The organism is Kitasatospora sp. NPDC090091, from assembly GCF_044747365.1.
Classification (GTDB): domain Bacteria; phylum Actinomycetota; class Actinomycetes; order Streptomycetales; family Streptomycetaceae; genus Kitasatospora.
The window spans coordinates 1-24,834 of record NZ_JBIVDY010000010.1 but is presented as its reverse complement, the minus strand read 5'-3'; the positions used below and the strand labels follow the sequence as shown (position 1 = coordinate 24,834).

The 24,834-nt window shown below is 74.0% G+C and carries 20 protein-coding genes and 1 tRNA gene; 11 read left to right on the top strand and 10 right to left on the bottom strand.

Going from position 1 to position 24,834, the window contains the following annotated elements:
- Positions 1–11: 11 nt before the first annotated feature.
- The 4 genes from ACIPSC_RS18690 to ACIPSC_RS18675 form a co-directional block, all read right to left on the bottom strand.
- Positions 12–710 (bottom strand): hypothetical protein, encoded by a 699-nt coding sequence (locus tag ACIPSC_RS18690; protein WP_400826877.1) that lies wholly within the window; start codon positions 708–710, stop codon positions 12–14.
- 101 nt (positions 711–811) lie between these two features.
- Positions 812–1,291, bottom strand: coding sequence for an acyl-CoA thioesterase (locus tag ACIPSC_RS18685; RefSeq protein WP_400826876.1), 480 nt, complete (start codon positions 1,289–1,291; stop codon positions 812–814).
- Between the two features lie 107 nt (positions 1,292–1,398).
- On the bottom strand, positions 1,399–3,063 hold the full coding sequence (gene ettA, locus ACIPSC_RS18680; RefSeq protein WP_400826875.1) for an energy-dependent translational throttle protein EttA: 1,665 nt from the start codon (positions 3,061–3,063) through the stop codon (positions 1,399–1,401).
- A gap of 363 nt (positions 3,064–3,426) precedes the next feature.
- Positions 3,427–4,893: a Cys-Gln thioester bond-forming surface protein gene (locus tag ACIPSC_RS18675; RefSeq protein ID WP_400826873.1), complete on the bottom strand. Its 1,467-nt coding sequence runs from the start codon at positions 4,891–4,893 to the stop codon at positions 3,427–3,429.
- A 1,239-nt stretch (positions 4,894–6,132) separates the two neighbouring features.
- Between ACIPSC_RS18675 and ACIPSC_RS18670 the strand changes: the two genes are divergently transcribed.
- Positions 6,133–6,205 (top strand) — tRNA-Arg (locus ACIPSC_RS18670).
- Between the two features lie 252 nt (positions 6,206–6,457).
- Here ACIPSC_RS18670 and ACIPSC_RS18665 read toward each other — a convergent pair.
- Positions 6,458–7,093, bottom strand: coding sequence for a TetR/AcrR family transcriptional regulator (locus ACIPSC_RS18665; RefSeq protein WP_400826872.1), 636 nt, complete (start codon positions 7,091–7,093; stop codon positions 6,458–6,460).
- A gap of 90 nt (positions 7,094–7,183) precedes the next feature.
- Here ACIPSC_RS18665 and ACIPSC_RS18660 point away from each other — a divergent pair, with 90 nt between their 5' ends.
- Positions 7,184–7,735: a GNAT family N-acetyltransferase gene (locus tag ACIPSC_RS18660; RefSeq protein ID WP_400826870.1), complete on the top strand. Its 552-nt coding sequence runs from the start codon at positions 7,184–7,186 to the stop codon at positions 7,733–7,735.
- Positions 7,736–7,877: 142 nt separating this feature from the next.
- On the opposite strand, the gene ACIPSC_RS18655 is transcribed toward ACIPSC_RS18660, so the two are convergent.
- Positions 7,878–9,362: an MFS transporter gene (locus ACIPSC_RS18655; protein WP_400826868.1), complete on the bottom strand. Its 1,485-nt coding sequence runs from the start codon at positions 9,360–9,362 to the stop codon at positions 7,878–7,880.
- Positions 9,363–9,563: 201 nt separating this feature from the next.
- On the opposite strand from ACIPSC_RS18655, the gene ACIPSC_RS18650 reads away from it, so the two are divergent.
- Together ACIPSC_RS18650 and ACIPSC_RS18645 are read left to right on the top strand one after the other, a co-directional pair.
- The gene (locus ACIPSC_RS18650; RefSeq protein ID WP_400826867.1) at positions 9,564–10,268 is read left to right on the top strand and encodes a TetR/AcrR family transcriptional regulator; all 705 of its coding nucleotides are present in this window, start codon (positions 9,564–9,566) and stop codon (positions 10,266–10,268) included.
- Between the two features lie 120 nt (positions 10,269–10,388).
- Positions 10,389–11,201, top strand: coding sequence for an enoyl-CoA hydratase/isomerase family protein (locus tag ACIPSC_RS18645; RefSeq protein WP_400826866.1), 813 nt, complete (start codon positions 10,389–10,391; stop codon positions 11,199–11,201).
- 130 nt (positions 11,202–11,331) lie between these two features.
- Here ACIPSC_RS18645 and ACIPSC_RS18640 read toward each other — a convergent pair whose 3' ends face one another.
- The gene (locus tag ACIPSC_RS18640; RefSeq protein ID WP_400826864.1) at positions 11,332–12,555 is read right to left on the bottom strand and encodes an acyl-CoA dehydrogenase family protein; all 1,224 of its coding nucleotides are present in this window, start codon (positions 12,553–12,555) and stop codon (positions 11,332–11,334) included.
- A gap of 213 nt (positions 12,556–12,768) precedes the next feature.
- Between ACIPSC_RS18640 and ACIPSC_RS18635 the strand changes: the two genes are divergently transcribed.
- Complete coding sequence (locus ACIPSC_RS18635; RefSeq protein WP_400826863.1) at positions 12,769–13,401, top strand: TetR family transcriptional regulator; 633 nt, start codon at positions 12,769–12,771, stop codon at positions 13,399–13,401.
- A 196-nt stretch (positions 13,402–13,597) separates the two neighbouring features.
- Positions 13,598–15,061 (top strand): cellulase family glycosylhydrolase, encoded by a 1,464-nt coding sequence (locus ACIPSC_RS18630; protein ID WP_400826861.1) that lies wholly within the window; start codon positions 13,598–13,600, stop codon positions 15,059–15,061.
- A gap of 89 nt (positions 15,062–15,150) precedes the next feature.
- Here ACIPSC_RS18630 and ACIPSC_RS18625 read toward each other — a convergent pair whose 3' ends face one another.
- Entirely contained in the window at positions 15,151–17,175 is a 2,025-nt protein-coding gene (locus ACIPSC_RS18625) for a M3 family metallopeptidase (RefSeq protein ID WP_400826860.1), read from the bottom strand.
- A gap of 270 nt (positions 17,176–17,445) precedes the next feature.
- Here ACIPSC_RS18625 and ACIPSC_RS18620 point away from each other — a divergent pair, with 270 nt between their 5' ends.
- Positions 17,446–19,161, top strand: coding sequence for a bifunctional 3'-5' exonuclease/DNA polymerase (locus ACIPSC_RS18620; RefSeq protein ID WP_400826859.1), 1,716 nt, complete (start codon positions 17,446–17,448; stop codon positions 19,159–19,161).
- A gap of 53 nt (positions 19,162–19,214) precedes the next feature.
- On the opposite strand, the gene dhaM is transcribed toward ACIPSC_RS18620, so the two are convergent.
- Positions 19,215–19,607, bottom strand: coding sequence for a dihydroxyacetone kinase phosphoryl donor subunit DhaM (gene dhaM / locus ACIPSC_RS18615; protein WP_400826858.1), 393 nt, complete (start codon positions 19,605–19,607; stop codon positions 19,215–19,217).
- A 204-nt stretch (positions 19,608–19,811) separates the two neighbouring features.
- Between dhaM and dhaK the strand changes: the two genes are divergently transcribed.
- Entirely contained in the window at positions 19,812–20,807 is a 996-nt protein-coding gene (gene dhaK, locus ACIPSC_RS18610; protein ID WP_400826857.1) for a dihydroxyacetone kinase subunit DhaK, read from the top strand.
- A gap of 63 nt (positions 20,808–20,870) precedes the next feature.
- A complete protein-coding gene (gene dhaL / locus ACIPSC_RS18605) occupies positions 20,871–21,497 on the top strand; it encodes a dihydroxyacetone kinase subunit DhaL (protein WP_400826855.1) in 627 nt (208 codons plus the stop codon).
- Positions 21,498–21,547: 50 nt separating this feature from the next.
- Here dhaL and ACIPSC_RS18600 read toward each other — a convergent pair whose 3' ends face one another.
- Positions 21,548–22,723 (bottom strand): PP2C family protein-serine/threonine phosphatase, encoded by a 1,176-nt coding sequence (locus ACIPSC_RS18600; protein ID WP_400826854.1) that lies wholly within the window; start codon positions 22,721–22,723, stop codon positions 21,548–21,550.
- A gap of 370 nt (positions 22,724–23,093) precedes the next feature.
- Here ACIPSC_RS18600 and ACIPSC_RS18595 point away from each other — a divergent pair, with 370 nt between their 5' ends.
- Positions 23,094–23,312, top strand: a complete 219-nt coding sequence (locus ACIPSC_RS18595) for a heavy-metal-associated domain-containing protein (RefSeq protein WP_400826852.1) — start codon at positions 23,094–23,096, stop codon at positions 23,310–23,312.
- A gap of 83 nt (positions 23,313–23,395) precedes the next feature.
- On the top strand, positions 23,396–24,834 hold a 1,439-nt coding region (locus ACIPSC_RS18590), incomplete at its 3' end, for a heavy metal translocating P-type ATPase (RefSeq protein WP_400826851.1).

Below are 24,834 nucleotides of genomic sequence, written 5' to 3'. Positions count from 1 at the left end.
CGGGACAGGGCCTACCGGGCGGGGCTGAGCCCCAGGCCCGCGCCGGGTGCGGCAGCCGTACGGACCGCCACCGACCCGGCCGGGGCGCTCAGCCGCAGCCAGCCGCCCGCCCGGTGCACGGTCAGCGGGGCGTCCGGCTTCAGGAAGCCGATCACATAGGCCGCGTGCGCGGCGCGCAGCGGCAGTTCGGGCAGCGCCGTCACCGGCCGCGACCAGATCTCGTCGGCGAGCGCGTCCAGCACCGCGCGGCTGCGGTGGTGCTCCGGAACGGCTTCGCTGCGCTCGCGGAACTCCCGCACCCCCGCCATCAGTTCGGGGTAGACCTCGGCCACCGGCGGTTCCCCGACCGGCCGCCAGCCGGCGCGCGGCGGCAGCAGGCCGGCCCAGGCCGGTCCGGTGACGGCGGCGGGCAGGGCGACGGTGTTGGCCTCGCCGTCCAGGCCGTCCAGCAGCTGGCCCGCGGAGACCGTCCGGTCGGCCGGCCCGACGCTCCCGGCCAGCCGCGCGGTGCGGATCGCCAGCGCGCCGGACCCGCCCAGCGGCAGCCGGCCGAAGACCGCCAGCACGCCCGCGTCCGAGCCGCCCGCCGCCGGCACCGCCTGCAGGCGCACCGCCGCCGCCCGGTCGAACCGCAGCAGGCGGACCAGGAACGCCGCGAGGTCTGCGGCCTCCCCGGCGTCGGCGAGGGCGAGGGGGGCGGTACCGGTCAACGCGTTCAGCTCGAATCCGTGGGTCGGTGGTGGTGGTCCGGGGTCGCGGTGCGGCGCCCGGCGGCGGTTGCGGTGCCCGGCGGCGGTGCGGCGCCCGGTGGTCAGACGGCCGCGACGGCGCGCGCCCCGGCCGGCCTGGGCGCGTCGGCGGCACCGTCGGCGTCGTCCGCGTAGCGGGAGAGGAAGTCCCGCTCCACGGCGCTGATCCGGCGCGGCCGGCCCTCGGCCAGGTCGTAGGGGACGACCACGGTGGACGCCCGGACGTAGACCGTCTCGGTGCCGTCCTCGGCGGTGTCCTTGATCTCGTACGCGACGGTCAGCGAGGCGACGCCGATCTTGGTCACCCAGGTCTCGATGGTGACCGGCTCGGGCCGGTGCACCAGCGGCCGCTTGTAGTCGATCTCGTGGCGCGCCACCACCGAGCCGCCCGCGAACTCCCCGGCGCCGGCCTCGGCGGCCTGGGTGAACATGAAGTCGATCCGGGCCTCCTCCAGGTAGCGCAGGAAGACCACGTTGTTGACGTGCCCGAAGGCGTCCATGTCGGACCAGCGCAGCGGGCAGGCGTAGATGTGGCGGGCCACGGGTTCTCCTCGACGTCCGGTTCCCGCCGACCGGTGGTGGCCGGCGGGCCGCGGCCCGGCAGGCCGCCCCGGAGGGCGGTCTGCCGGGCCGTCGTGACAGCTGGGTGTCAGCCTCGGGTCAGCTTCTTGTAGGTGGCCCGGTGCGGACGGGCGGCGTCGGCGCCCAGCCGCTCGATCTTGTTCTTCTCGTACGACTCGAAGTTGCCCTCGAACCAGAACCACTTGCTCTCGCCCTCGTAGGCGAGGATGTGGGTGGCCACTCGGTCCAGGAACCAGCGGTCGTGGGAGATGACCACGGCGCAGCCGGGGAACTCCAGCAGCGCGTTCTCCAGCGAGGACAGGGTCTCGACGTCGAGGTCGTTGGTCGGCTCGTCGAGGAGCAGCAGGTTGCCGCCCTGCTTGAGGGTGAGCGCCAGGTTCAGGCGGTTGCGCTCACCACCGGAGAGCACGCCGGCCGGCTTCTGCTGGTCCGGGCCCTTGAAGCCGAAGGCCGACACGTAGGCGCGGGACGGCATCTCGACCTGGCCGACGTTGATCCAGTCCAGACCGTCGGAGACGACCTCCCAGAGGGTCTTCTTCGGGTCGATGTTGGAGCGGGTCTGATCGACGTAGCTGATCTTGACCGTCTCGCCGACCTTGACCGTGCCGCTGTCCGGGGTCTCCAGGTCCTGGAGCATCTTGAACAGGGTGGTCTTGCCGGCGCCGTTCGGGCCGATGATGCCGACGATGCCGTTGCGCGGCAGGGTGAAGCTGAGGTCGTCGATCAGGACCTTCTCGCCGAAGGCCTTGTTGAGGTTCTCGACCTCGATGACGACGCTGCCCAGACGCGGGCCCGGCGGGATCTGGATCTCCTCGAAGTCCAGCTTCCGCATCTTGTCGGCCTCGGCCGCCATCTCCTCGTAACGGGCGAGACGGGCCTTGGACTTGGCCTGGCGGCCCTTGGCGTTGGAGCGGACCCACTCCAGCTCTTCCTTGAGGCGCTTGGCGCGCTTCGCGTCCTTCTGGCCCTCGACCTTGAGCCGGGACTGCTTGCTCTCCAGGTAGGTGGAGTAGTTGCCCTCGTAGCCGATCGCGCGGCCGCGGTCGAGCTCCAGGATCCAGCCGGCCACGTTGTCCAGGAAGTACCGGTCGTGGGTGACGGCGACGACGGTGCCCGCGTACTTGGCCAGGTGCTGCTCCAGCCAGTTCACCGACTCGGCGTCCAGGTGGTTGGTGGGCTCGTCGAGCAGCAGCAGGTCGGGGGCCTCCAGCAGCAGCTTGCAGAGCGCGACGCGGCGCTTCTCACCACCGGAGAGCTTGGTGACGGCCCAGTCGCCGGGCGGGCAGCCCAGCGCGTCCATGGCCTGCTCCAGCTGGGCGTCGAGGTCCCAGGCGTTGGCGTGGTCCAGGTCCTCCTGGAGCTTGCCCATCTCGTCGAGCAGCTCGTCCGAGTAGTCGGTGGCCATCAGCTCGGCGATCTCGTTGAAGCGGTTGAGCTTCCCCTTGATCTCCTTGACGCCGTCCTCGACGTTCTCCAGGACGGTCTTGGTCTCGTCGAGCGGCGGCTCCTGGAGCAGCATGCCGACGGTGAAGCCGGGCGAGAGGAAGGCGTCGCCGTTGGAGGGCTGCTCCAGGCCGGCCATCATCTTCAGCACGGTGGACTTGCCGGCGCCGTTGGGGCCGACGACACCGATCTTCGCTCCCGGGAGGAAGCTGAGCGTCACGTCGTCAAGGATGACCTTGTCTCCGTGCGCCTTGCGCACCTTGCGCATCGTGTAGATGTATTCCGCCACGTGAGATCGCTCCGGCGTCGTCGGGAGTATTCGGCTTGCAGCGTTCCATTGTGCCGCACCCGGCTCGGAGCCCCGACCGCCCGCCCTGCCCCACCGGGGTATCCGGCCGGCGCCCCCGCGCTCCCCGCGGCGGACGTTCTGCGCCGCCTCCGCCTCCGCCCCGGCCCGGCCCGGCTCCGGACGCGACTCGGCCCGGCTCCGGACGCGACTCGGCCCGGCTCCGGACGCGACTCGGCCCGGCTCCGGACGCGACTCGGCCCGGCTCCCCCGCATTTGCTGCGGGGGGCCGGGCCGAGTCGGTGCTCGCGAGCCAGGGGTCTCAGACCCCGTGGTTCAGGACCTCAGGTGCGGTCCGGACCGTGCTCAGGCGGCGGTGCCGCTGTGGCGGCCGCGACGGCGCAGGACGAAGACCGCGGCACCGCCGGCCACGACCAGGCCACCGGCGACGGCGGCGATGATCGGGGTGGCGTCGTTACCACCGGTCTGGGCCAGGCCGGTGGTGCCGGCCGGGGTGGTGGTGGTCGGCGCCGGGTGGGCGGCGGTGGTGGTGGCGGAGGCCGACGGGGTGCCGCTCGGGGTGCCGGTGGGCGCCGGGCTGGCCGAGGTGCTCTTGGTCGGCGACGGGGTGCCGGTCGGCGTGGTGCCGCTGGTCACCTTGCAGTCCAGGATGCCCTTGAACTCCTTGGTGAAGCCGTTCGGGCCGGTGACGGTGATGTCGTAGGCGGTGTCCTCGGCGACCGGGACGAGAACGTTCTCGACCTTGCCCGGCTGGACGGTGAGCGTCTTGCCCGGCTTCACCGTGACGCTGGCCGCCTCGTCACCACCGTTGGCGACGGAGACGCGGACGCCGTTGTTGTCGCACTCGACCTGGGAGATGCTGTCCAGCAGCGCGCCCTTGCCCTGCTTCCAGGCGGCCTTGGCGGCGTCGGTGACGCTGAGCTTGGTGGAGCCGGCCAGGATCATGGTCTGGCTGTGCTTCGCGGGGGTGTACCCCTTGCTCAGGAAGACGCGGCCGCTGGGCACGACGGTCTCGGCCGAGGCCGTCACGGTGGCGGCGCCGTCCGGGGTGCCGGCCGGCACGTCCAGGAAGAGCTGGGTGTCCTTGGCGACCGGGCCGGTCAGGCCGGTGACCGGCTTGCCGTCCTTGTCGACCAGCTTCACCTTGTCCGCGGCGTCACCGGAGAGCGCGAGCTTCACCTCGTTGGCGCTGGAGTTGATGGTGAACGGACCGAGCTTGTTGCCCGGCTTGCCCGACACCGAGTCCGGGGTGAGGCTCAGCGAGGGCTTGGGCTCGGCGGCGATGCCCTTGTTGGCGTCGCTGACGAGGTAGTCGCGCAGCTGCTTGGCCTGCGGGTCGGTCGGGATGGCGTTCTTGCCGTCGGAGAACTTCCAGATCGCGGCCTGGGTGCCCGCGGCGGCGTCCTCCTTGGTCAGCTCGCCCTGGACCCCGGCGGCCTTGGCCAGCTTCGGGAGGTCCTCGGCCTTGACCTGCGGGTAGGAGTTCTCCAGGATCCAGCGGATCTTGGCGGCGGCCTCGGCCTTGTCCTTGCCGCCCAGCGAGCTCGACTTCCAGTCGGACTCCTGGTACTCGACACCGCTGGTGATGTCGACCGGGTGGTCGATGTCGATGCAGTACGTCTTGATCTCGCCGTTGGGCGTCTTGAGGGTGAACAGGCCGCCCTGGATGGGGTGGCTGCCCTCGATGGCGATCTCCTCGCTCAGCAGCGTCGGCTGGATCACTGCCGTCACACCCGCGCCGGGGTGGTCGGCCGCAACCGCCGCACCCGTCGCGAACAGGCTTCCGCCCAGCGCAATGCCGGTCGTGAGCATGACAGTGGATATGCGCGGAAGACTCCGCCCCTGCATCTGGAACATCTGGGATCCCTCCGGGCCGGGCCGCACCGAGGGGCGACCCGCCTTGCATTGCCGCGCCCCCTGTGGCGCCGCTGCACGTGTGTGAACCAGACGAATCCTATTGAGCCCCGCCGGTCCGCAAACCCCCATGCGAAATCAGGACGATTCCGTATCTGGATCGTTATCAACCATCCCAGTATCCACACAAGCTGACGATCGTCCAGAAAGTGTGGATCTTTCGCTTAACCCGTGGATGATTGCACAAGCAGAGACAACTGCCGTCTCGATCAACATATTTGTCGACAGTTGAGCTCGACCCCGGGTCAGGCCGGCTCCCGCCCACGGGCACCGCCACCCACGGGGTTTCGCCACCTGCCCGACCCTCCCGCCGCCGGTCGCGGCGGCACCCCTGCTTCCGGTTGCGGCCGGGTCCGCCCCCGATCACAGCGGCACCCCGCCGACGGCGGCCGGAGTTCGCCGTCGGCGCGCCTCCGATTGCCCGGGGGCGGGCCACTTCGGTCGCCCCGGTCGCTTCGGTCGCGAGATTTACCGATCACCGTCACTCCGGCCCCGTTCACGGAACACGCTCCGTTCTCTCCAATGCACCGTACGGAATCGACCGGCGCGGGTTGAGAGTGCGCTTCCCGGGAAATCCTTGCAAGGGGGGATCCAAAATCCTGTGGACAACTCGGGCATGTGGAAAACCGCTGTCACTCCCAGGGGTGAATTTCAGCCTTCCGGCACTCCCTCCATGCCCGATCTGCGCTGGCCATGACAACAATCGACCCGCTTCCCGCCCCGTCCCGGCACCCCCAAGGGTGGGTCCGTCGGACGTCCCCGCACGTCATCCGACCGAACGAACCCGAATACGGCCCCCCACCCGCTCCGAGGCCGACGCTTTCTCCGTGCCGAATCCATAACGGGTGAGGCGGCAGCCCCGTAACGACTGCACAACGTCCGGCCCCGAAGACCGCCAGACCGCTGCACGCACGGTCTTCACCTGCGATTATCGGACCGCTCCACCGAGGCCGACACACCCGCGACGGTGCCGTTACAGCCGGCCGAGGAACTGGGCACCCTTATCCTGTCCCCGACAGGGCGAGGGCCCGCCAACCCCCAACCCCACCCTCAGGTACGGGGCCGGACAGCGGGCGCGGCACGCGTCCGTCACCCGATCCCGGCAACGGTCACGCCCATCAGGGCGCCGTCCGTCCCGCCCCCATAGCTCAGCGGATAGAGCACCCGCCTTCTAAGCGGTAGGTCGCAGGTTCGAATCCTGCTGGGGGCACACATCGGCGGGGCCGACCCGCCCGGAGCGGGCGTCCCCCTCCGCGCGGCCGCATCCGCGGCCGAGTTCCCGGCCGTTCCCGGCCGACAACGCGCCCGGAATCCGACGCGAACCCACGGTGAATGCGCGAACACCCCGAGCGATAATCGGCGGTGATTTGCGGTGCGTGACCGTGCGACTACACCGAGGGCAAATTCCGGTGGCATAGTCCCCGGGCTGGCGCCCGGTCGGCCGGCGGCCGGCAGGTGCCGATCAGGAGGTGCCGCGGTCCGCCGGGGTCGCGGCCAGACCGGCCAGGTAGGCGTCCAGCAGCTCCGTCTGCCGCTCGGGCGGGTACGCGGACGGGGCGAGCAGCGCCTGCACCACCAGCCCCAGGACGAAGGCCTGCGCCCCGGCCGCGAGTTCGCCCGGCGCGGGCCGGCCCGGCAGCTCGCCGAGCCGCTGGGCGGCCGCCGCGTGCTCCGCCAGCATCTCCCGGGCCCGCGCGTACCGGACGGCATGGGCGGCGGCCAGGTCGGGATCGGCCAGCGAGGCGTCCCAGGAGCCGACCCAGATCCGGTTGCCGGCCGTGGCCGCGTCGTCCAGCGGGAGGATGTCGAGCAGCGCGGCCCGCAGTCGGGGCAGCCCCTCGGGCGGCAGCGGCGTGCCGTCGGCCGGGGCATTGCGGCGCGGGCGGTCGAGCGAGCGCCGGTCGAGCTCGTCCAGCGCGTACGCCACCAGCGCCCGCTTGTTGGGGAAGTAGTGCGTCAACAGGCCGGTGGAGGCGCCCATTTCGGCGGCGACCGCGCGCAGCGTCAGCCCGCCGAAGCCGCGCGACGAGAGCACCCGCCACACCGCCTCGGAGACCTCCAGGCGTCGGGCGGCATGGTCTCCACGGGCAGGCGTCATGCGGGTTATCGTACATACCAAACGTTTGTTATGGATGCGGCGACCACCGACCCGCGACCACCGACCCGCGCTCCTTCGAAAGGCCCACCCATGTTCACCGTCCCCCTGGCCGACAATGCCGAGCTGCGTCCGCTGGAGCCCTGGCAGGCCCCCGAGTTCTTCGCCCACATCGAGCGGGCCCGCGCCCACATGGACCCGTGGATCGGCTGGGCCGGCCGCTCCACCGACCTGGACTCGGCCCGTGCCACGCTGCAGGGCTACGCCGACCGCCAGGCCGCCGACGCCGGCCGGCTCTTCGGCATCTGGCTGGACGGCACGCTCGTCGGCGGCACGATGTTCGTGAGCTTCAGCACCGCCACCGCCATCGCCGAGATCGGCGTCTGGACGGAGCCCGCCGGCGAGGGCCACGGCCTGGTCGGCGCCGCCGTCCGCCACCTGATCGAGTACGCCTTCACCGTCCGCGGCCTGCACCGCCTGGAGTGGCACACCAGCCCGGACAACGTCCGCAGCCAGGCGCTCGCCCGGCGGATGGGCATGACGCTGGACGGCACCCTGCGGGAGTCCTACCTGAACAACGGCGTCTTCCACGACGCGCAGATCTGGTCGATCCTGGCCCACGAGTGGCAGCCGACCGCCGCCTGACACCGCAACACCCGCAACACCCGCGCACCCGTAGCCCCCGCGGCACGGCGTCTCCGCCCGCGGTGCCCGGCCGACCGGAACGACGAAGGGCCCGGTGGACGACCGTCCACCGGGCCCCGCCCCCGCTCCCCCGCTCCCCCGCTCAGGCGGCGAGCACCGGCCGCTCGTCGGCCGGATCCCCCGCCGCCTCCGCGACCGGGCGCGGCCGCAGCCGCAGCGCCAGCAGCAGCGCCAGCGCCATCACACCGGACGCCGTGAAGAAGACCACGTCCACCGCGTCGACGAAGCTCTGCACCGCGTGCACCCGGGCCGCGCCGGCCGTCCGGCCCACCGCGCCGAGCGGCATCCCCGGCTCGCCGTCCGCGAAGACCCGCGCCAGCAGCGTGCCGAAGAGCGCCGCGCCGAGCGCGCCGCCGAGCGTCTGGAAGAACCGGATGCCGGTCGTGGCCACGCCCAGCTGGTGCTTCGGCGCGGCGTCCTGGACGACGCCGACGAGCTGTCCGATCAGCTGGCCGAGCCCGCAGCCGAGCAGCACCAGCTCCGCCCGCACCAGCCAGAGCGAGGTCTCCGGACCGCTCAGCCCGAGCAGCAGCAGGGCCACGGAGGCGCAGGCCGCCCCGGAGGCCAGCACGGTGCGGACCGACCAGCCCCGCTCGGTGAGCCGGCCGATCACCAGGCCGACGCCGGTCATGCCGACCGCCATCGGGATCAGGTAGAGGCTGGCCGAGGTCGCGGCGACCCCTCGGGCCACCTGGAGGTACAGCATCACGTACATGATCGCGCCCATCAGGCCGATCCCGACCAGCCCCTGCACCGCGAAGCCGATCCGGATCTCGGGCACGCGGAACAGCGAGAGCGGCAGTACCGGTTCGGCGGCGGTGGCCTGGCGCCGGACGAAGAGGCCGAGTGCGGCGAGGGTCGCCGCGGCCAGCGCGAGGATCTGCGGGGAGGTCCAGGCGTAGTTCTTGCCGCCCCACTCGGTGACCAGCAGCAGTCCGGTGGCGAACGCGGCCGCCAGCGCCGCCCCCGCGAAGTCCAGGCCGCGGCGGCCGTCCGACTTCGGGAGCTTGAGGACGAGCGCCGAGCCGACCAGGACGAGCAGGCCGAGCGGCAGGTTGACGTAGAAGATCCAGCGCCAGTCGAGGTGGTCGGCGAGCAGGGCGCCGATCAGCGGGCCGACGGCCATGCCGGCGCCGCCGACGATGCCGCCCATGCCGCCTCCGCCGCCCTTCTCCCCCGCCGGGTCCTTGAGCTGGGCCATCACCACCATGGTCACGCTCATCAGCCCGCCGCCGCCGATCCCCTGGACGGCCCGGAAGGCGATCAGCTGCTCCATCGACTGCGCCGCGCCGCAGAGCGCCGAGCCGAGCAGGAAGGTGCCGACCGCCCCGAGCAGCACGCGCTTGGCGCCGTAGAGGTCGCAGAGCTTGCCGTAGAGCGGCAGCAGCGCGGTGGCGGCCAGCGCGAACGAACTGACCAGCCAGGGCAGCCGGTCGACGCCGTGAACCGGGTCGAGGTCCCGCACGATCGGCACGGTGGCCGCCGACACGATGTTCATGTCGAGCACGGCCAGGATGATCGTGATCAGACAGAGCAGCATGCCCAGTTTGCGCTGAGGCTCGGTCATCAGAGCTGCTGTCGGCGCGGACGCGGCCATGGAAGTCCCCCTGGGGCAGTGGAGTTCGGCGGTTCGAGCAGGAGCGGGCCGCACCGGCCCGGGCGGCTCGGCGGCACGCCACCACCATGGCAGGCATTTTTGACTCGGTCAATTCTTTTGTTGAGCCAATCTTTCGACCCAATACATCTTTGATCCTGGTACAGTGCTGCCATGGCGAAGCGCACCGCGACCCCCATCGACCCCGACGACGGGCTGGGCCTGCGCGAGCGCAAGAAGCGGCAGACCGCCGTCCGGATCTACCGCAGCGCCATCGGGCTGTTCACGGAGCGGGGCTTCGACGAGGTCTCGGTGGCCGAGATCGCCGCCGCCTCCGAGGTCTCGAAGATGACCGTCTTCAACTACTTCCCGACCAAGGAAGACCTGGTCATGGCCCCGATGGAGCACCACACCGACGAGGCCGCCCGGGTGGCGCGCGAACGGGCGCCCGACACGTCGGTGGTGGCCGCACTGCGCGCCCAGTTCCTCGCCGCCCTGGCCGAGTTCGACCCGGCCACCGGCCTCAACGACGACCCGTTCACGCTCTCCGTGGTCCGGCTGATCCACCGGACGCCCACCCTGGCACTCCGGGCGATCACCAGCGTCAGCCACGAGGCGAACCGGCTGCTGACCGCGGAGCTGCTGCTGCAGGACCCGGCCGGCGACCGGATCCGCGCCAAGGTCGCCGCCACCCAACTGCTCGGTGTCCGCGTGGCGCTGACCACCCACAACCAGGACCGGATGCTGGCCGGCGAACGGGCCGCGGACGTCCTGCCGGAGGCGGTCGAGAACGCCCGGCGCGCCTACGACATGGTCGAGCACGGGCTCGGCGACTACGGCGTGTGGCCCGACTCCGCACCGGCGCAGCCGACCGCCTGACCGCCCGGCCGTTCTTCACGGCCGGCAGCCGGGCGCCCGGCCGGGCGGCACCCCGACCGCCGAAGAGTGCCGCCGGGCGTTCCTGAGAGAGTGGGCGCACCACGATCACCGGAGGTGCGTATGGACGACCAGCCGCTGCTCACGCGGGACCGCTCCCCGTTGCCCACGCACGTCGACGGCCTCAACGCCTGGACCGGCGGGGACGGCGTCGCGGTGCTGGAGTTCGCCCGGCCGCACCGGCGCAACGCGATCACCCTGGCGATCTGGCAGGCGCTGCCGAAGGTGCTGCAGCAGTTGGCCGAGCAGCCGGGCGTGCGCGCCCTGCTGGTCACCGGCGCCGGCGCCACCTTCAGCGCCGGCGCGGACATCACCGAGCTGTCCGAGGTCTACGGCGACCCGGACCGCGCCGACGCCTACCACGCCACCAACGTCGCCGCCGAGGAGGCGCTCGCGGCCTTCCCGCACCCGACGATCGCGGTGGTGCACGGGGCCTGCGTCGGCGGCGGCTGCCAGCTGGCCGTCGCCTGCGACCTGCGGTTCGTCGCCGAGAACGCCCGGATGGGCATCACCCCGGCCAAGCTCGGCGTGGTCTATCCGGCGGTGCCGACCCTGCGGCTGGCCCGGCTGGTCGGTCCGGCCCGGGCCAAACTGCTGCTGTTCTCCGGCGAGTTGGTGACCGGCCGGGAGAACGTGGTGCTCGGCCTCGCCGAGCGTGCCCTGCCGGATGCCGAACTCGACGCCGGCGCCCTGGAGTTCGCCCGCCTGCTGACCCTGCGCTCGCCGCAGACCATCGGCGCGGTCAAGGCGGCCCTGGCCGTCCCCGCGGAGCAGGCGGCCGAGGCCCTGCGGCCCTGGGAGCGCCGCTCCCGCGAGGCCTCCGACACCCACGAGGGCCTCGCCGCCTTCCTCGACGGCCGCCCGCCGCGCTTCTGAGCGCCCGCGCACGGACCGCGAACAGCGCCGGCCCGGCTCCCGGCCGGAGCCGGGAACCGGGCCGCCGCGAGCCGAGCCGCCGGGAACCGGGTGTCGGGAACCGGGCCGTCGAAGGCCCGGCCCGGGGTGGTCAGCGGATCGGCATACCGGAGATGGCACGGGCGATGACCAGGCGCTGGATCTCGCTGGTGCCCTCGAAGATCGAGTAGATCGCACTGTCCCGGTGCATCCGCTCCACGGGGTACTCACGGGTGAAGCCGTTGCCGCCGAGGATCTGCATCGCCTGCGCGGTGACCCACTTGGCCGTCTCGCCCGCGTACAGCTTGGACATCGAGCCCTCGGCCGCGGTGAACGGCTGGTTGTTGGCCGCCATCCAGGACGCGCGCCAGACCAGCAGCCGGGCGGCGTCGATCCGGGTCTTCATGTCGGCCAGCTGGAAGGCCACGCCCTGGTTGTCGATGATCGGGCGGCCGAACTGCACCCGGGTCCTGGCGTAGTCCAGCGCCACCTCGTACGCGGCCCGCGCGATGCCGATCGCCTGGGCCCCGACCGCCGGCCGGGAGGCCTCGAAGGTGGCCATCGCGGCGTTGCCCTTGCCGGCCGTGCGCTTCGCGCCCTCGCGGGCCCGGGCCAGCCGCTCGTCCAGCTTCTCCTTGCCGCCGAGCAGGCAGTGGCCGGGCAGGCGGACGCCGTCCAGGACGACCTCGGCGGTGTGCGAGGCGCGGATGCCGTGCTTCTTGAACTTCTGGCCCTGGCTCAGCCCGGGCGTGCCCGGCGGCACCACGAAGGAGGCCTGGCCGCGCGCCCCGAGCGCCGGGTCGACGGCGGCCACCACCACGTGCACGGCGGCGATCCCGCCGTTGGTGGCCCAGGTCTTGGTGCCGTTGAGGACCCACTCGTCCTTGGCCTCGTCGTAGACCGCCCGGGTGCGCAGCGCCGAGACGTCCGAGCCGGCGTCGGGCTCGGAGGAGCAGAAGGCGGCCACCTTGACGTCCTCCGGCGTGCCGAACATCTGCGGGGCCCAGGTGCCGATCTGCTCCTCGGTGCCGTTGGCGAGGACGGCGACCGCCGCGAGCGTGGTGCCGACGATGGACAGGCCGATGCCGGCGTCGCCCCAGAACAGCTCCTCCATGGCGATCGGGATGCCGACGCCGGAGGGGTCGAAGTACTGCTGGGCGTAGAAGTCCAGGGAGTAGATGCCGAGCTTGGCCGCCTCCTGGATGACCGGCCACGGGGTCTCCTCCCGCTCGTCCCACTCGGCGGCGGCCGGGCGCATCACGTCGGCGGCGAAGCCGTGCAGCCAGTCGCGTACGGCGAGCTGGTCCGCGCCCGGGTCCAGCGAGAACGTGCTCATGATGCCTCCGGTGGGAGCGGCGGCCACCGCCCCGGACTCCGGCCGGGCGGGTGGGCGCTGAAGCGGTGTCGGTCAGGTGTTACCGGCGGTAACATGGCCGGAGTCTGCTACTCATAGGTAGGAATGTCAACGCCCCGCACAACGCCGCCCGGACCGCGCCGGAGCACGCCCCCGCAGCCGCGCCCCGGCCGGCCAGACCCGTCAGGAGCCCCCATGCCGCCCGCCGACGAACCGCGCCGGGAGCAGCTGCTCAACGCCGCCGACCGGGTGATCCAGCGGGACGGCCCGAGTGCCAGCATGAACGCCATCGCCGCCGAGGCCGGCATCACCAAGCCGATCCTGTACCGCCACTTCGGCGACCGGAACGGGCTGATCCGGGCCCTGACCGAACGCCACACCAGCGGCCTGCTGGCCGCCGTCCGGGCCGCGCTCAACGAGCCGCTGGAGCGGCGCGACCGGGTCGAGCACGTGCTGGACACCTACCTGTCCGGCATCGAAGCCCGCCCGCAGGTGTACCGGCTGCTCACCCACCCCGAGCCCGGCGACCCGAGCGGCGCCGGGCACGCGCTCGCCCCGGCGCTGCGGCAGATCGCCGAGGAGATCACCCGGGCCGTCGACAGCCAGATCGACCTCGGCGCCGACCGCGAACTCCTCGCCGAGGCCTGGGGGCGGGGCATCACCGGCATGGTCCTGGCGGCCGGGGACTGGTGGCTGGAGACCAAGCCCTGCTCGCGGACCCGGATGGTGCAGGCGCTCGCCGACCTGCTCTGGGGCCGGCTCGCGGCCGCCGCCGACCTGCCCACCGCCGTCCTGCCGGCCCCGGCCGCGGAGGCCCCGCCGGCCTGAGCCGCCCCGGGCGCGGGCCGGGCCGGCGGGGCCCGGGCAGGTGGCCGGGACTTCTCCGAACTCTCCGGCTCCCGTGCGCTGCAAGACTCCCGTACGCCACAAGACTCTTGTGCGGTACACGACTCTTGTGCAGTACACGGCGAGCCGGGCATCATCGGGCCCCACCCCCAGCCCGAGCGATCCCCCCGAGGTCCCGATGCGCTTACGCCGCACCGCCGTTGCCCTCCTGCTCGCCGCCACCGCCGCCGTGGCCCCGCTCACCGCCGGCCCGGCCGAGGCCCGGCCGGCACCCCGTGAAGCCGCCTTCCCGACCGGTACGGCCACCGCCGCCGACGGCCGTACCAGCCTCACCGACTCCGCCGGCCGCCGGATCCAACTGCGCGGCTTCAATCTCGACAAGTACGCCGAGGCCACCGAGCAGGACGTCAAGGGCCTCGCCGACCGGGGCTTCACCCTGATCCGGGTCGCCGTCTCCTGGACCAGGCTGGAGCCGCAGCGCGGCCGCCTCGACGAGGCCGAGCTGCGCCGGCTGCACCGTGTCCTCGGCTGGGCCGACCGGTACGGCGTGCTGGCCCTGGTCGACTTCCACCAGGACGTCTACGGGCCGAAGTTCGGCGGCGGCGACCGCGGCATCCCGGTCTGGGCCACCCGCGACGACGACCTGCCGTTCACCCCGGACCCGGACGACTGGTTCGCCGGCTACTTCCAGCCCGCCGTCCAGGCCGCCTTCCGCCACCTCTACGACGACTCCGACCTGCGCACCTGGCAGGCCGACTTCTACACCCGGCTCGCCCGCGAACTGCGCGGCCACCGATCGCTGTTGGGCTACGACCTGTTCAACGAGCCGTTCGGCCCGGTGGACGGCGACCCGACCGACCCGGCCGTCCTCGCCGCCTCCGCGGCCGCCCTCGAACAGGGCCGGCTCGCCGACATGTACCGCCGGCTGATCCTGGCCGTGCGCCGGGTCGACACCCGCGCCTGGCTGTTCGTCGAGCCCACCGTCCTGGTCGGCCAGGGCGTGCCCACCCGGCTGCCCGGCTTCGCCGACCCGCGCCCCGGCCCGGCCCGGATCGGCTACGCGCCGCACTTCTACGACACCGCCGTCGAATCCGGCGCCGACTGGGACCCTGCCGGCGGCTTCGTCGAGAACTACACCGCCGCGATCACCGCGTACCCGGCCGAACACCGGCTGCCGGTCCTGGTCGGCGAGTGGGGCCCGCCCGACTCCCGCAGGCCCGGCAACACCCAGCTGGTCCGCCGCCAGGTCGCGGCCATGGACGGCTTCGCCGCCGGCTGGACCATGTGGTACTGGTGCCGCGGCAACGGCGGCTACTGCGCGCTCGACCCGGCCGGCCGGCCCGCCCCCGGGAACGAGCCCGCCTTCGGCCCCTACCCGGTGGCGGTCGCCGGTTCGGACCCGGCCACCACCGCCACCGCGGGCGGCCACACCGTGCGCTACCGCGCCGACGGCACCGGCCACAGCACCGAACTCGCCCTGCCCGCCTCGGCGTTCCCCACCGGCGTGCGGGTCGCCGTGGTACCGGCCGGCGCCCGGGTCGAGATCGACCAGCCGGCCGGCGACCGCGCCGGCACCGCCCGGATCCGCCTCCCGCACGCCCGCCCGGGCACCCCGGTCACGGTCACCCTCACGCCCCGCTGAGGCCCGCCGAGCCCTGCTGAGCCCCGACGAGCCCGGGGGCGGCCCGCCGCGAAACCGGCGGGCCGCCCCCGAAGCACCCAGGACAGCGCCTACGCCAGGCCGCGGCGGGCCAGCAGCGGACCGGGCTGCGGGTCGCGCCCGACCACCGCGCGGAAGGAGTCCAGCGCGTCCCGGCTGTCCCCGCGCGACAGCAGCTCGCGGCGGAACACCTCGGCGCTCTCCCGCACGCTGCGGCCGTTCCGCTCGAACCAGTCCACCGTCTCGGCGTCCAGCACCTCGGACCAGATGTACGCGTAGTAGCCCGCGCTGTAGCCGCCCGAGAAGATGTGCGAGAAGTACGCCGTCCGGTAGCGCGGCGGGATGGCCGCCACCGCCAGCCCCGCCTTCGCCAGCGCCGCCGCCTCGAACTCCTCGGCGTCCGTGATCTCCTGGCCCTCCGGCACGCTGTGCCAGGCCCAGTCCAGCAGCGCCGCCGCCAGGTACTCGACGGTCCGGAAGCCCTGCCCGAAGCCCTCGGCCGCCGCCATCCGCTCGACCAGCTCGGCCGGCAGCGGCTCGCCCGTCACGTGGTGCCGGGCGTAGTTGGCCAGCACCTCCGGCCGGACCATCCACATCTCGTTCACCTGCGAGGGGAACTCGACGAAGTCCCGCGGCACGTCGGTGCCGGCGAAGTACGGGTAGCGCACGTCCGAGAAGAGCCCGTGCAGCGCGTGCCCGAACTCGTGGAACAGCGTGCGCACCTCGTCCCAGGAGAGCAGCACCGGCTCACCGGGCGCCGGCCGGGCGACGTTCAGGTTGTTGTACACCACCGGCCGCCGCCCCAGCAGCCCCGACTGGGTGACCAGTTCGTCCATCCAGGCCCCGCCGCGCTTGGACGCCCGGGCGTGGAAGTCCCCGAGGAACAGGCCCAGCGAGCCGCCGTCCTCCTCGAACACCTCGAAAACCCGCACGTCCGGGTGGTAGGCGACGAGGTCGGGGCGCTCGGTGAAGGTCACGCCGTACGCGAGGTTGGCGGCGAAGAAGACGCCGTCCCGCAGCACCCGCTCCAGCTCGAAGTACGGGCGCAGCGCCCCGGCGTCCACCTGGTAGGAGGACTGCCGGACCTGCTCCGAGTAGTAGGCCCAGTCGTGCGCGGCGATCTCGTCGATCCCGTCGGCCGCGGCCAGCTTGGCCAGTTCGGCGGCCTCCCGGCGGGCGTTGGCCACCGCCGGCGGCACCAGCCGGGCCAGCAGGGCGTCCACCGCGTCGACGGTGCCCGCGGTCTCGTCCGCCACCACGTAGGCGGCGTGCGTGTCGTACCCGAGCAGCCGGGCCCGCTCGGCGCGCAGCGCGGACATCCGGATCGCCAGCGGCCCGTTGGTCGCGACGGCACGGCCCAGCGAGGCCGCCAGCAGGCGCTCGCGCACCGAGCGGTCGGTGAGGGAGGCCAGCTCGCTCTGGTTGGAGAAGTTCTTCAGGCTGAGCACGTACTTGCCGTCGTGCCCGAGCGCCCGGCCGTTCTCGGCCGCGGCGGCGATCTCGTCCGGCGAGAGGCCGGCCAGCTCCTCGGCGGAGTCCACCACCAGCGCCCGGGCCTTCGAGTCGGCCGCCACGTTCTGCCGGAACACCGCCGAGGCGGTGGCCAGTTCGGCGTTCAGCCCGCGCAGCCGCTGCTGCCGGTCGGCGTCCAGCCGGGCGCCGGCCCGGACGAAGGCAGTGTGCCGCCGCTCCAGCAGCCGCAGCGACTCCGGGTCCAGCCCCAGCTCGGCGCGGCGTGCGTACAGCTCCTCGACCCGGGCGAACAGGGCCGCGTCCAGGTGGATCGCGTCCCGGTGCGCCGCCAGCAGCGGGCTGATCTCGGCGTCCACCCGGTCCACCCCGGGCGTGGTGTCCGCGGAGCTCTGGTTCTCGAAGACCACCCGGACCCGGCGCAGCAGGGCCCCGGAGCGCTCCAGCGCGATCAGCGTGTTCTCGAAGGTCGGCGGCTCCGGGTTGGCGGTGATCTCACCGATCTCCGCGAGCTGCTCGGCCATTCCGCGCTCGAAGGCGGGCAGGTAGTGCTCTTCCCGGATCTCGGCGAAGGGCGGCAGTTCGTAGACCAGGGTGCTGGGCTTGAAGAAGGGGTTCTCCGTCATTCGGCCGACCCTACGCGCTGGCACCGGCCCTGCCTACGCCACCCGGCCGGCTCGACGGCGCACCGCACCGGCCCCGGCGCACCGCCCGGACCATGCGCCCGAGCCGCGCGCCCGAGCCGTACCCCTCTCACGCGCCCCCGCCGCCCCCGACCCCGGCCGACGCGGCGGGACCCGACCCCGGCCGACGCGCGGGACCCGCCGCCGACCGGCTGTCGTACCCACCGGTTACCGTCGAGGTCCCCGTCCGTCCGCCCGAGAGGAGAAGCCCGCGTGGCGCCCCGGATCGCCCTCGTCCCCGACCCGCACGGCCCGGGCGGCCGGCTGCAGCCCCTCGACGACGCCGGCACCCCGCTCGGCCCGCCGGCCACCGCCCCCGACCTCGCGGCCGCCGTCGCCGCCGCCGAGCGGGACGGCGCCGTCCGCTGGGTCTGGGCCGCCGCCGACAGCGCCTACGCGCCGCTGCTCCCCCGGCTGCCCGACCGGCTCGGCCGCTGCCACGACCTGCGGCTGGTCGAGGCGCTGCTGCTGGCCCACGAGGGCCGGTTCGGCGCGCCGCGCTCGCTCGGCGCCGCCTGGGCCCGGCTCCGCGGCCTGCCCGTCCCGCCCGACCTGCCCGAGCCCGGCTCCGCCGAGTCCGACGACGGCCAGGACACCCTCTTCGCCCCCGACCGGCTCCAGCTGCCGCCCGGGGCCGACCCGCTGGCCGCGGTGGTCGCCGTCCACGCCGAACAGCAGCGCCGGCTCGCCGCGATCCAGGACGACGGTGCCCGCGCCCGGTTCCGGCTGCTGGTCGCCGCCGAGTCGGCCGGCGCCCTGGTGGCCGCCGAGATGGCGTACGACGGCCTGCCCTGGCGCGCCGACATCCACGACCGGCTGCTCACCGAGCTGCTCGGCCCGCGCCCGAGCGTCCCCGGCGCCCGGCCCAAGCTCCTCGCCGACCTCGCCGCCGAGCTCCAGCAGGCCCTCGGCGGGCGCCCGTTCAACCCCGACTCGCACACCCAGGTGCTGCGCGCCTTCGCCGACCGCGGCATCCAGCTCGGCTCCACCCGCTCCTGGGAGCTGAAGGGGGTGGACCACCCGGCCGCCCGGCTGCTGGTCCGCTACAAGGAGCTCTCCCGGATCCACGCCGCGCACGGCTGGGCCTGGCAGGACGCCTGGGCCCGCGGCGGCCGGTTCCGCCCCGAGTACGTGGTCGGCGGCGTGGTGTCCGGACGCTGGGCCAGCCGCGGCGGCGGAGCCCTGCAGATCCCGCGCATCCTGCGCCGCGCCGTGGTCGCCGACCCGGGCTGGCTGCTGGTCGTCGCCGACGCCGCCCAGCTGGAGCCGCGCGTCCTCGCCGCGCTCTCCCAGGACGCCGGCCTGGCCCGCACCGCCGCCGGCGGCGACCTGTACGAGGCGCTGGCCGCCACCGCCTTCCACGGGGACCGCGACAAGGCCAAGCTCGGCCTGCTCGGCGCCATGTACGGCCAGACCAGCGGCGACATCGGCCCGCTGCTGAACACCCTGCGCCACCGCTACCCGGCCGCCATGGGCTACGTCGAGGCGGCCGCCCGCACCGGTGAGGACGGCGGCGTGGTCGCCTCCCGGCTGGGCCGGGTCTGCCCGCCGCCCTCGGCCGACTGGCTCGACCTCACCGAGGCCCCGGAGACGGCCGGCGACGCCGGCGGGCGCTCGGCCCGCGCCCGGGGGCGCTTCACCCGCAACTTCGTGATCCAGGCCAGCGCCGCCGACTGGGCGCTCGCCCTGCTCGCCGCGCTGCGCCGCCGGCTGACCGCCCTGCCGGTGGCCGGCCCCGCCGACCGCCCGCACCTGGTCTTCTTCCAGCACGACGAGGTGGTGGTGCACACCCCGGCCAACCTCGCGGACGAGGTGGCCGCCGCCGTCGCCGCCGCGGCCGACGAGGCCCGGCTGCTGGTCTTCGGGGACACCCCGGTCCGCTTCCCGCTCACCACCGCGGTGGTGGACTGCTACGCGGACGCCAAGTAGGGCCTGTCCGGGGCGCGGCGGGGCACGTCGGCCGGGGAGCCTGCGGCCGGGCGCTACAGCTTGCGGAAGCCGCGGGCCTCCTCGGCGGCCGCCACCACCTCCGCCAGCCCCGCCCCGGTCGCGGCGGTGACCGCGGCCGAGACCGCGCCCTCCACGAACGGCGCGTCCACCAGCACCACCCCGGGCCGGGGCACGTCCTCAAGCACCGTGACGGCGGTCAGCACCGAGCTGCCGAGGTCGGGGACGACCACCACGCCCGCCCCGCCGTCCGCCTCCGCGACCGCACCGGCGATCAGGTCGTAGCTCGTGCCGAGCCCGCCGTCCTCCGTCCCGGCCGCCACCATCACCCGCACCGAGTCCGGGGCGAGCTCCCCCAGCAGCTGCCGCAGGCCGGCGGCCAACTGCGGGCTGTGCGAGACCAGGACGATGCCCACGTAGTCGCTCATACCGCCGACCCTACGGCCCACCGGCTGCTCCGCAAGGGTGACCCGACGGTGTGTCCCCGCCGCCCGCCCTCCCGGGCGCGGCCCGGCACCCGCCACGTCCGCCACATCCGTCCCGCCCCGTCACCCGCGTGTCGCAGCACCTCCCCCCGCCCCCCGTCTGGCGTAGCGTCGGGTCAGCAGCGTCTGCCGAGGGAGCGAAGCGCTTTGAAGAAGCTGATCAACACCCCGGAGAGCGTCCTGGAGGACGCGCTGGCCGGAGTCGCCGCCGCCCACCCAGAGTTGACGGTGGACGTCGCCAACCGGGTGATCACCCGCGCGGTCCGCCCGGGCACCCCGAAGGTCGCCCTCGTCTCCGGCGGCGGTTCGGGGCACGAGCCGCTGCACGGCGGCTTCGTCGGCCGGGGCATGCTGGACGCCGCCTGTCCGGGCGAGGTGTTCACCTCTCCGGTGCCGGACCAGATGCTGGCCGCCGCCAAGGCCGTGGACTCCGGCGCCGGCGTGGTCTTCGTCGTCAAGAACTACACCGGCGACGTGATGAACTTCGAACTCGCCGCCGAGCTGGCCGCCGAGGAGGGCATCGAGGTCCGCACGGTGCTGGTCGACGACGACGTCGCCGTCGAGGACTCGACCTGGACGGCCGGCCGCCGCGGCACCGGGGCGACCGTGCTGGTGGAGAAGATCGCCGGCGCCCTGGCCGAGCGCGGCGCCCCGCTGGACGAGGTGGTCGCCCTGGGCGAGCAGGTGAACGCCGCCTCCCGGTCCTTCGCGATCGCGCTGACCGCCGCGACCGTCCCGGCGGCCGGCAAGCCCGGCTTCGACCTGCCGGAGGACGAGATCGAGGTCGGCGTCGGCATCCACGGCGAACCCGGCCGCCGCCGCGAGAAGCTCCGCCCCGCCTGCGACCTGGCCGCGGAGGTGGTGGAGACCGTCCTCGCCGACCACCACCTGACCGCCGGCGACGAGGTGATCGCCCTGGTCAACGGACTCGGCGGCACCCCGCTGCTGGAGCTGTACATCGTCTTCGGCGAGGTGGCGGCGCGGCTGTCCGAGCGCGGCATCACGGTGGCCCGGAACCTGGTCGGCAACTACGTGACCAGCCTGGACATGGCGGGCTTCTCGCTGACCCTGACCAAGGCCGACAGCCGGCTGCTGGAGCTCTGGGACGCCCCGGCGGACACCCCCGCGCTCAAGCGGGCCTGACCGCGCGGTCGGGCCGCCGGGCCCCGGCTCAGGAACGCAGGAACAACGCAGGAAGGAGAGGGCATGGAGTTCGACACCCGCCTCGCGGAGGCCTGGGTCCGCGCGGCGGCCGCCGCCGTCGGCAAGGAGCAGGAGCGGCTCACCCAGCTGGACTCCGCGATCGGCGACGGCGACCACGGCAGCAACATGCAGCGCGGGTTCACGGCGGTGCTGGCCGCGCTGGACGGGCTCGACCCGGCCGGCCCCGGCGCGGTGCTGACCAGGACCGGCACCACACTGATCTCCAAGGTCGGCGGCGCCGCCGGCCCGCTGTACGGGAAGGCCTTCCGCGCCCTGGGCGCGGCCCTGCCCGAGCCCGCCGACCCGGCCGGCCTCGGCGACGCACTGGCGGCCGGCCTGCAGGCGGTCCGGGACCTCGGCAAGGCCGAGCCCGGGGACAAGACCATCGTGGACGCCTACACCCCGGCCCTGGCCGCCTTCCGCGCGGCGGTGGCGGCCGGCTCCGACCTGCCGCAGGCCGCCGCCGCGGCGGCGGACGCGGCCGAGCAGGGGGCCCGGGACACCGTGCCGCTCCAGGCCCGCAAGGGCCGCGCCTCCTACCTGGGCCCGCGCAGCGTCGGCCATCAGGATCCGGGCGCGACCTCCACCGCTCTGCTCTTCCGCGCCCTGGCCGACGTCGCGGCCCCCTGACCCGCCGCCACGACCGCGCGCCGCCGGGCCCGGCGTCGGGCCGGCGGCCGTCAGGCCCGGTCGGTCCGGGTGATCAGGAGCAGCAGGGCGTCGTCCCGCAGCTCCCCGCCGGTGTGTTCCAGCAGGTCGGCGTAGACCCGGCCGACCGCCGCCTCCAGATCCGCCGAGGAGCGGGCCGCGCCCCGGACCAGCGGGCCGACCCGCTCCGCCAGCGGGTAGAACTCGCCGTTCTCCCGGTGCCGGGCCTCGATCACGCCGTCGGTGCAGAGCACCAGCACGTCCTCGTGCCCGAACGGCTGGTCCCAGGCGGTCGGCTCGCCCGTGGCCAGCCGGCCGAGGCCGAGCGGCACCCAGGGGTCGGGCGCGTCGAGGACGTGCACCCCGCCGTCCGGGCCGACCCGGATCGGCGCGACGTGCCCGTACTGGAGCAGCTCCATCACCCCGGGCGCGCGGAACTCGGCGAACAGCGCGGTGGTGAACTCCCCGTCCGGGGCGTGCCGCTCGACGCTGGCCTCGATCCGGGCGGCCACCCCGCGCAGTCCGGCCTCGTCGTAGGCGGCCTCGCGGAACGCGCCGAGCACCACGGCGGCGGTCTGCACCGCGCCGAGCCCCTTGCCGCGCACGTCCCCGACCGCCACCCGGGTGCCGTGCGGGGTCTCCAGCACCGAGTAGAGGTCCCCGCCGATCCGCGAGGCGTCGGCGGCGGAGACGTACCGGACGGCGAGGCGCAGCGGCCCGACCTCCGGGCCGGGGAGCCGGAGCAGCGCCCGCTGGGCGGCCTCGGCGACCGAGCTGACGGCCGCGAAGGCCTCCGCACGGCGCATCCGGATCTTGGCGACCCAGGCGGAGAAGAGCGTCAGCAGCACGTAGCTGACCAGGGCGCCGTAGAGGAAGCGCTCGTCGTCGACGTTGTCGACCTCGTCGTAGTGGCTGAGACCGAAGACTGCGAGGAAGCCGAGCGAGCAGACGAGCAGCAGCTCGACCGGCCGCAGGGTGAGTGCGGCGATGGCGGGCACCACCGTCATCAGCGGCGCGAGGTAGCGGTCCTTGCCGGAGAGCAGGTCAGCCGTCGCGACCAGGACGATCGCGAGAAGCGCGGGGGTGGCCCGGCGCCAGAACGGGATGTCCTGGAGGTCGGTCGCCAGCAGCGCGCCGCGGCGCCGCTCCGGCGACAGCCCCGCGGCCGTGGGGAGCGCGGGCGACCGGAATCGGCGGATCAGGAACACATATCGAACATAACGGACGTTCAACGCCCCCACCCGCGCACGTCCGCCCGATCGCGCACCGGCTCCCGGGGCGGGCCGGTCCACCGCCTCCCCCGCCGGGCCGATCCGTACCGAAACGCCCGGCCTGTCGGACAGCACGACCAAAGCGGCCCGCGCAAGGGGGGAATCCGCCCGCCACCCCGGCGGCGGATTCGGGCGCCGCGTGTTCAGGCACATACGCTCTGCTCTCGGAGCCCGGGCCGCGGCGCAGCCGGCCCGGTGATCCGGACCACACCGCCCCCTCCTGCTGGTGATACCCCGCAGGGGTATGGTGTTATCAGAGGACGAGCCCGGGCCAGTCTGCCCGCGGCGGCACAGACCGGAGGCCCCGATGTCCAGCACCATCACCTACACCGTGACCGGCATGAGCTGCGGCCACTGCGAGAGCTCCGTCTCCAAGGAGCTCTCCGCCCTGGCCGGCGTCACCGAGGTGGCGGCCGACGCCAAGGCCGGCACCGTGACGGTCTCTTCCGCCGCCCCGCTCGACGAGGAACTCGTCCGCGCCGCCGTCGACGAGGCCGGCTACGAGCTCGTCGGCCGGACCGCCTGAGCCCGGGCCGCGCCGCGCGGCGGGGGTCCGCACCCCGGACTCCCGCCTTCCGCCCTTCGCCCTCACCAAGGAGCTGATCCGCCATGAGCACCTCCACACCGGGCACCACCGCCCAGGACGCCGCCGCGGCCGACGGCGACGGCCGGTCGGGTGCCCGGGACCGCGTCGAGCTGTCGATCGGCGGCATGACCTGCGCGTCCTGCGCGGCCCGGATCGAGAAGAAGCTCAACCGGATGGACGGCGTCGAGGCCACCGTCAACTTCGCCACCGAGAAGGCCCGGATCGACTTCGGGCCAGGGGTGGACGTCGCCGACCTGATCGCCACCGTCGAGAACACCGGCTACACCGCGGAGCTCCCCCCGCCGCCCGCCACCGCGCCGAGTGCGCCGGCCGCCGCGGCCGGCTCCGCCGCGGAACAGCGCCCGGCCGACCCGCTGCTGGACCGGCTGCTGATCAGCGCCGTGCTCAGCGTCCCGGTGGTCCTGCTCTCGATGGCCCCCGCCCTGCAGTTCACCAACTGGCAGTGGCTGGCCTTCGCACTCACCGGCCCGGTCGTCGTGTACGGCGGGCTGCCCTTCCACCGCGCCGCCTGGACCAACCTCCGGCACGGCGCCGCGACCATGGACACCCTGGTCTCGCTCGGCACCCTGGCAGCCTTCGGCTGGTCCTGCTGGGCCCTGTTCTGGGGCCACGCCGGCATGCCGGGGATGCAGCACGAGTTCTCGCTCTCGATCGGCGCCACCGACGCCTCGTCCGCGCTGTACCTGGAGACGGCCGCCGCCGTCACCGTGCTGATCCTGCTCGGCCGCTACCTGGAGGCCCGCTCCAAGCGCCGGGCCGGCGCCGCCCTGCACGCACTGCTCGACCTCGGCGCCAAGGACGTCTCGGTGCTGGAGAACGGCCGCGAGGTCCGGCTGCCGGTCGACCGGCTGGCCGTCGGCATGCGGTTCGTGGTGCGTCCGGGCGAGAAGATCGCCACCGACGGCACGGTGGTCGAGGGCGCCTCGGCCGTGGACGCCTCGATGCTGACCGGTGAGTCCGTCCCGGTCGAGGTCGCGGTGGGCGACGCCGTCACCGGCGCCACCGTGAACGCCGGCGGCCGGCTGGTGGTCGAGGCCACCCGGGTCGGCGCGGACACCCGGCTCGCCCGGATGGCCAAGCTGGTGGAGGACGCCCAGAACGGCAAGGCCGCCGCCCAGCGCCTGGCCGACCGGATCTCCGCCGTCTTCGTGCCCGTGGTGATCCTGATCGCGCTCGGCACGCTGGTCGGCTGGCTGCTGGTCACCGACAGCCCCACCGAGGCGTTCACCGCGGCCGTGGCCGTGCTGATCATCGCCTGCCCGTGCGCCCTCGGCCTGGCCACCCCGACCGCACTGATGGTCGGCACCGGACGCGGCGCCCAGCTCGGCGTCCTGATCAAGGGCCCCGAGGTCCTGGAGACCACCCGCCGGGTGGACACCGTCGTCCTGGACAAGACCGGCACCGTGACCACCGGCCGGATGACCCTGCTCGCCGTGCGCAC

Excerpts from the sequence above, each read along its gene's own strand:
- ACIPSC_RS18645 (WP_400826866.1), top strand. The coding sequence starts at position 10,389 with ATGGACGACCAGCCGCTGCTCACGCGGGACCGCTCCCCGTTGCCCACG.
- ACIPSC_RS18640 (WP_400826864.1), bottom strand. The coding sequence starts at position 12,555 with ATGAGCACGTTCTCGCTGGACCCGGGCGCGGACCAGCTCGCCGTACGC.
- ACIPSC_RS18675 (WP_400826873.1), bottom strand. The coding sequence starts at position 4,893 with ATGCTCACGACCGGCATTGCGCTGGGCGGAAGCCTGTTCGCGACGGGT.
- ACIPSC_RS18625 (WP_400826860.1), bottom strand. The coding sequence starts at position 17,175 with ATGACGGAGAACCCCTTCTTCAAGCCCAGCACCCTGGTCTACGAACTG.
- ACIPSC_RS18660 (WP_400826870.1), top strand. The coding sequence starts at position 7,184 with ATGTTCACCGTCCCCCTGGCCGACAATGCCGAGCTGCGTCCGCTGGAG.
- ACIPSC_RS18655 (WP_400826868.1), bottom strand. The coding sequence starts at position 9,362 with ATGACCGAGCCTCAGCGCAAACTGGGCATGCTGCTCTGTCTGATCACG.
- ACIPSC_RS18635 (WP_400826863.1), top strand. The coding sequence starts at position 12,769 with ATGCCGCCCGCCGACGAACCGCGCCGGGAGCAGCTGCTCAACGCCGCC.
- dhaL (WP_400826855.1), top strand. The coding sequence starts at position 20,871 with ATGGAGTTCGACACCCGCCTCGCGGAGGCCTGGGTCCGCGCGGCGGCC.
- ACIPSC_RS18630 (WP_400826861.1), top strand. The coding sequence starts at position 13,598 with ATGCGCTTACGCCGCACCGCCGTTGCCCTCCTGCTCGCCGCCACCGCC.
- ACIPSC_RS18595 (WP_400826852.1), top strand. The coding sequence starts at position 23,094 with ATGTCCAGCACCATCACCTACACCGTGACCGGCATGAGCTGCGGCCAC.
- ACIPSC_RS18650 (WP_400826867.1), top strand. The coding sequence starts at position 9,564 with ATGGCGAAGCGCACCGCGACCCCCATCGACCCCGACGACGGGCTGGGC.
- ACIPSC_RS18665 (WP_400826872.1), bottom strand. The coding sequence starts at position 7,093 with ATGACGCCTGCCCGTGGAGACCATGCCGCCCGACGCCTGGAGGTCTCC.
- dhaM (WP_400826858.1), bottom strand. The coding sequence starts at position 19,607 with ATGAGCGACTACGTGGGCATCGTCCTGGTCTCGCACAGCCCGCAGTTG.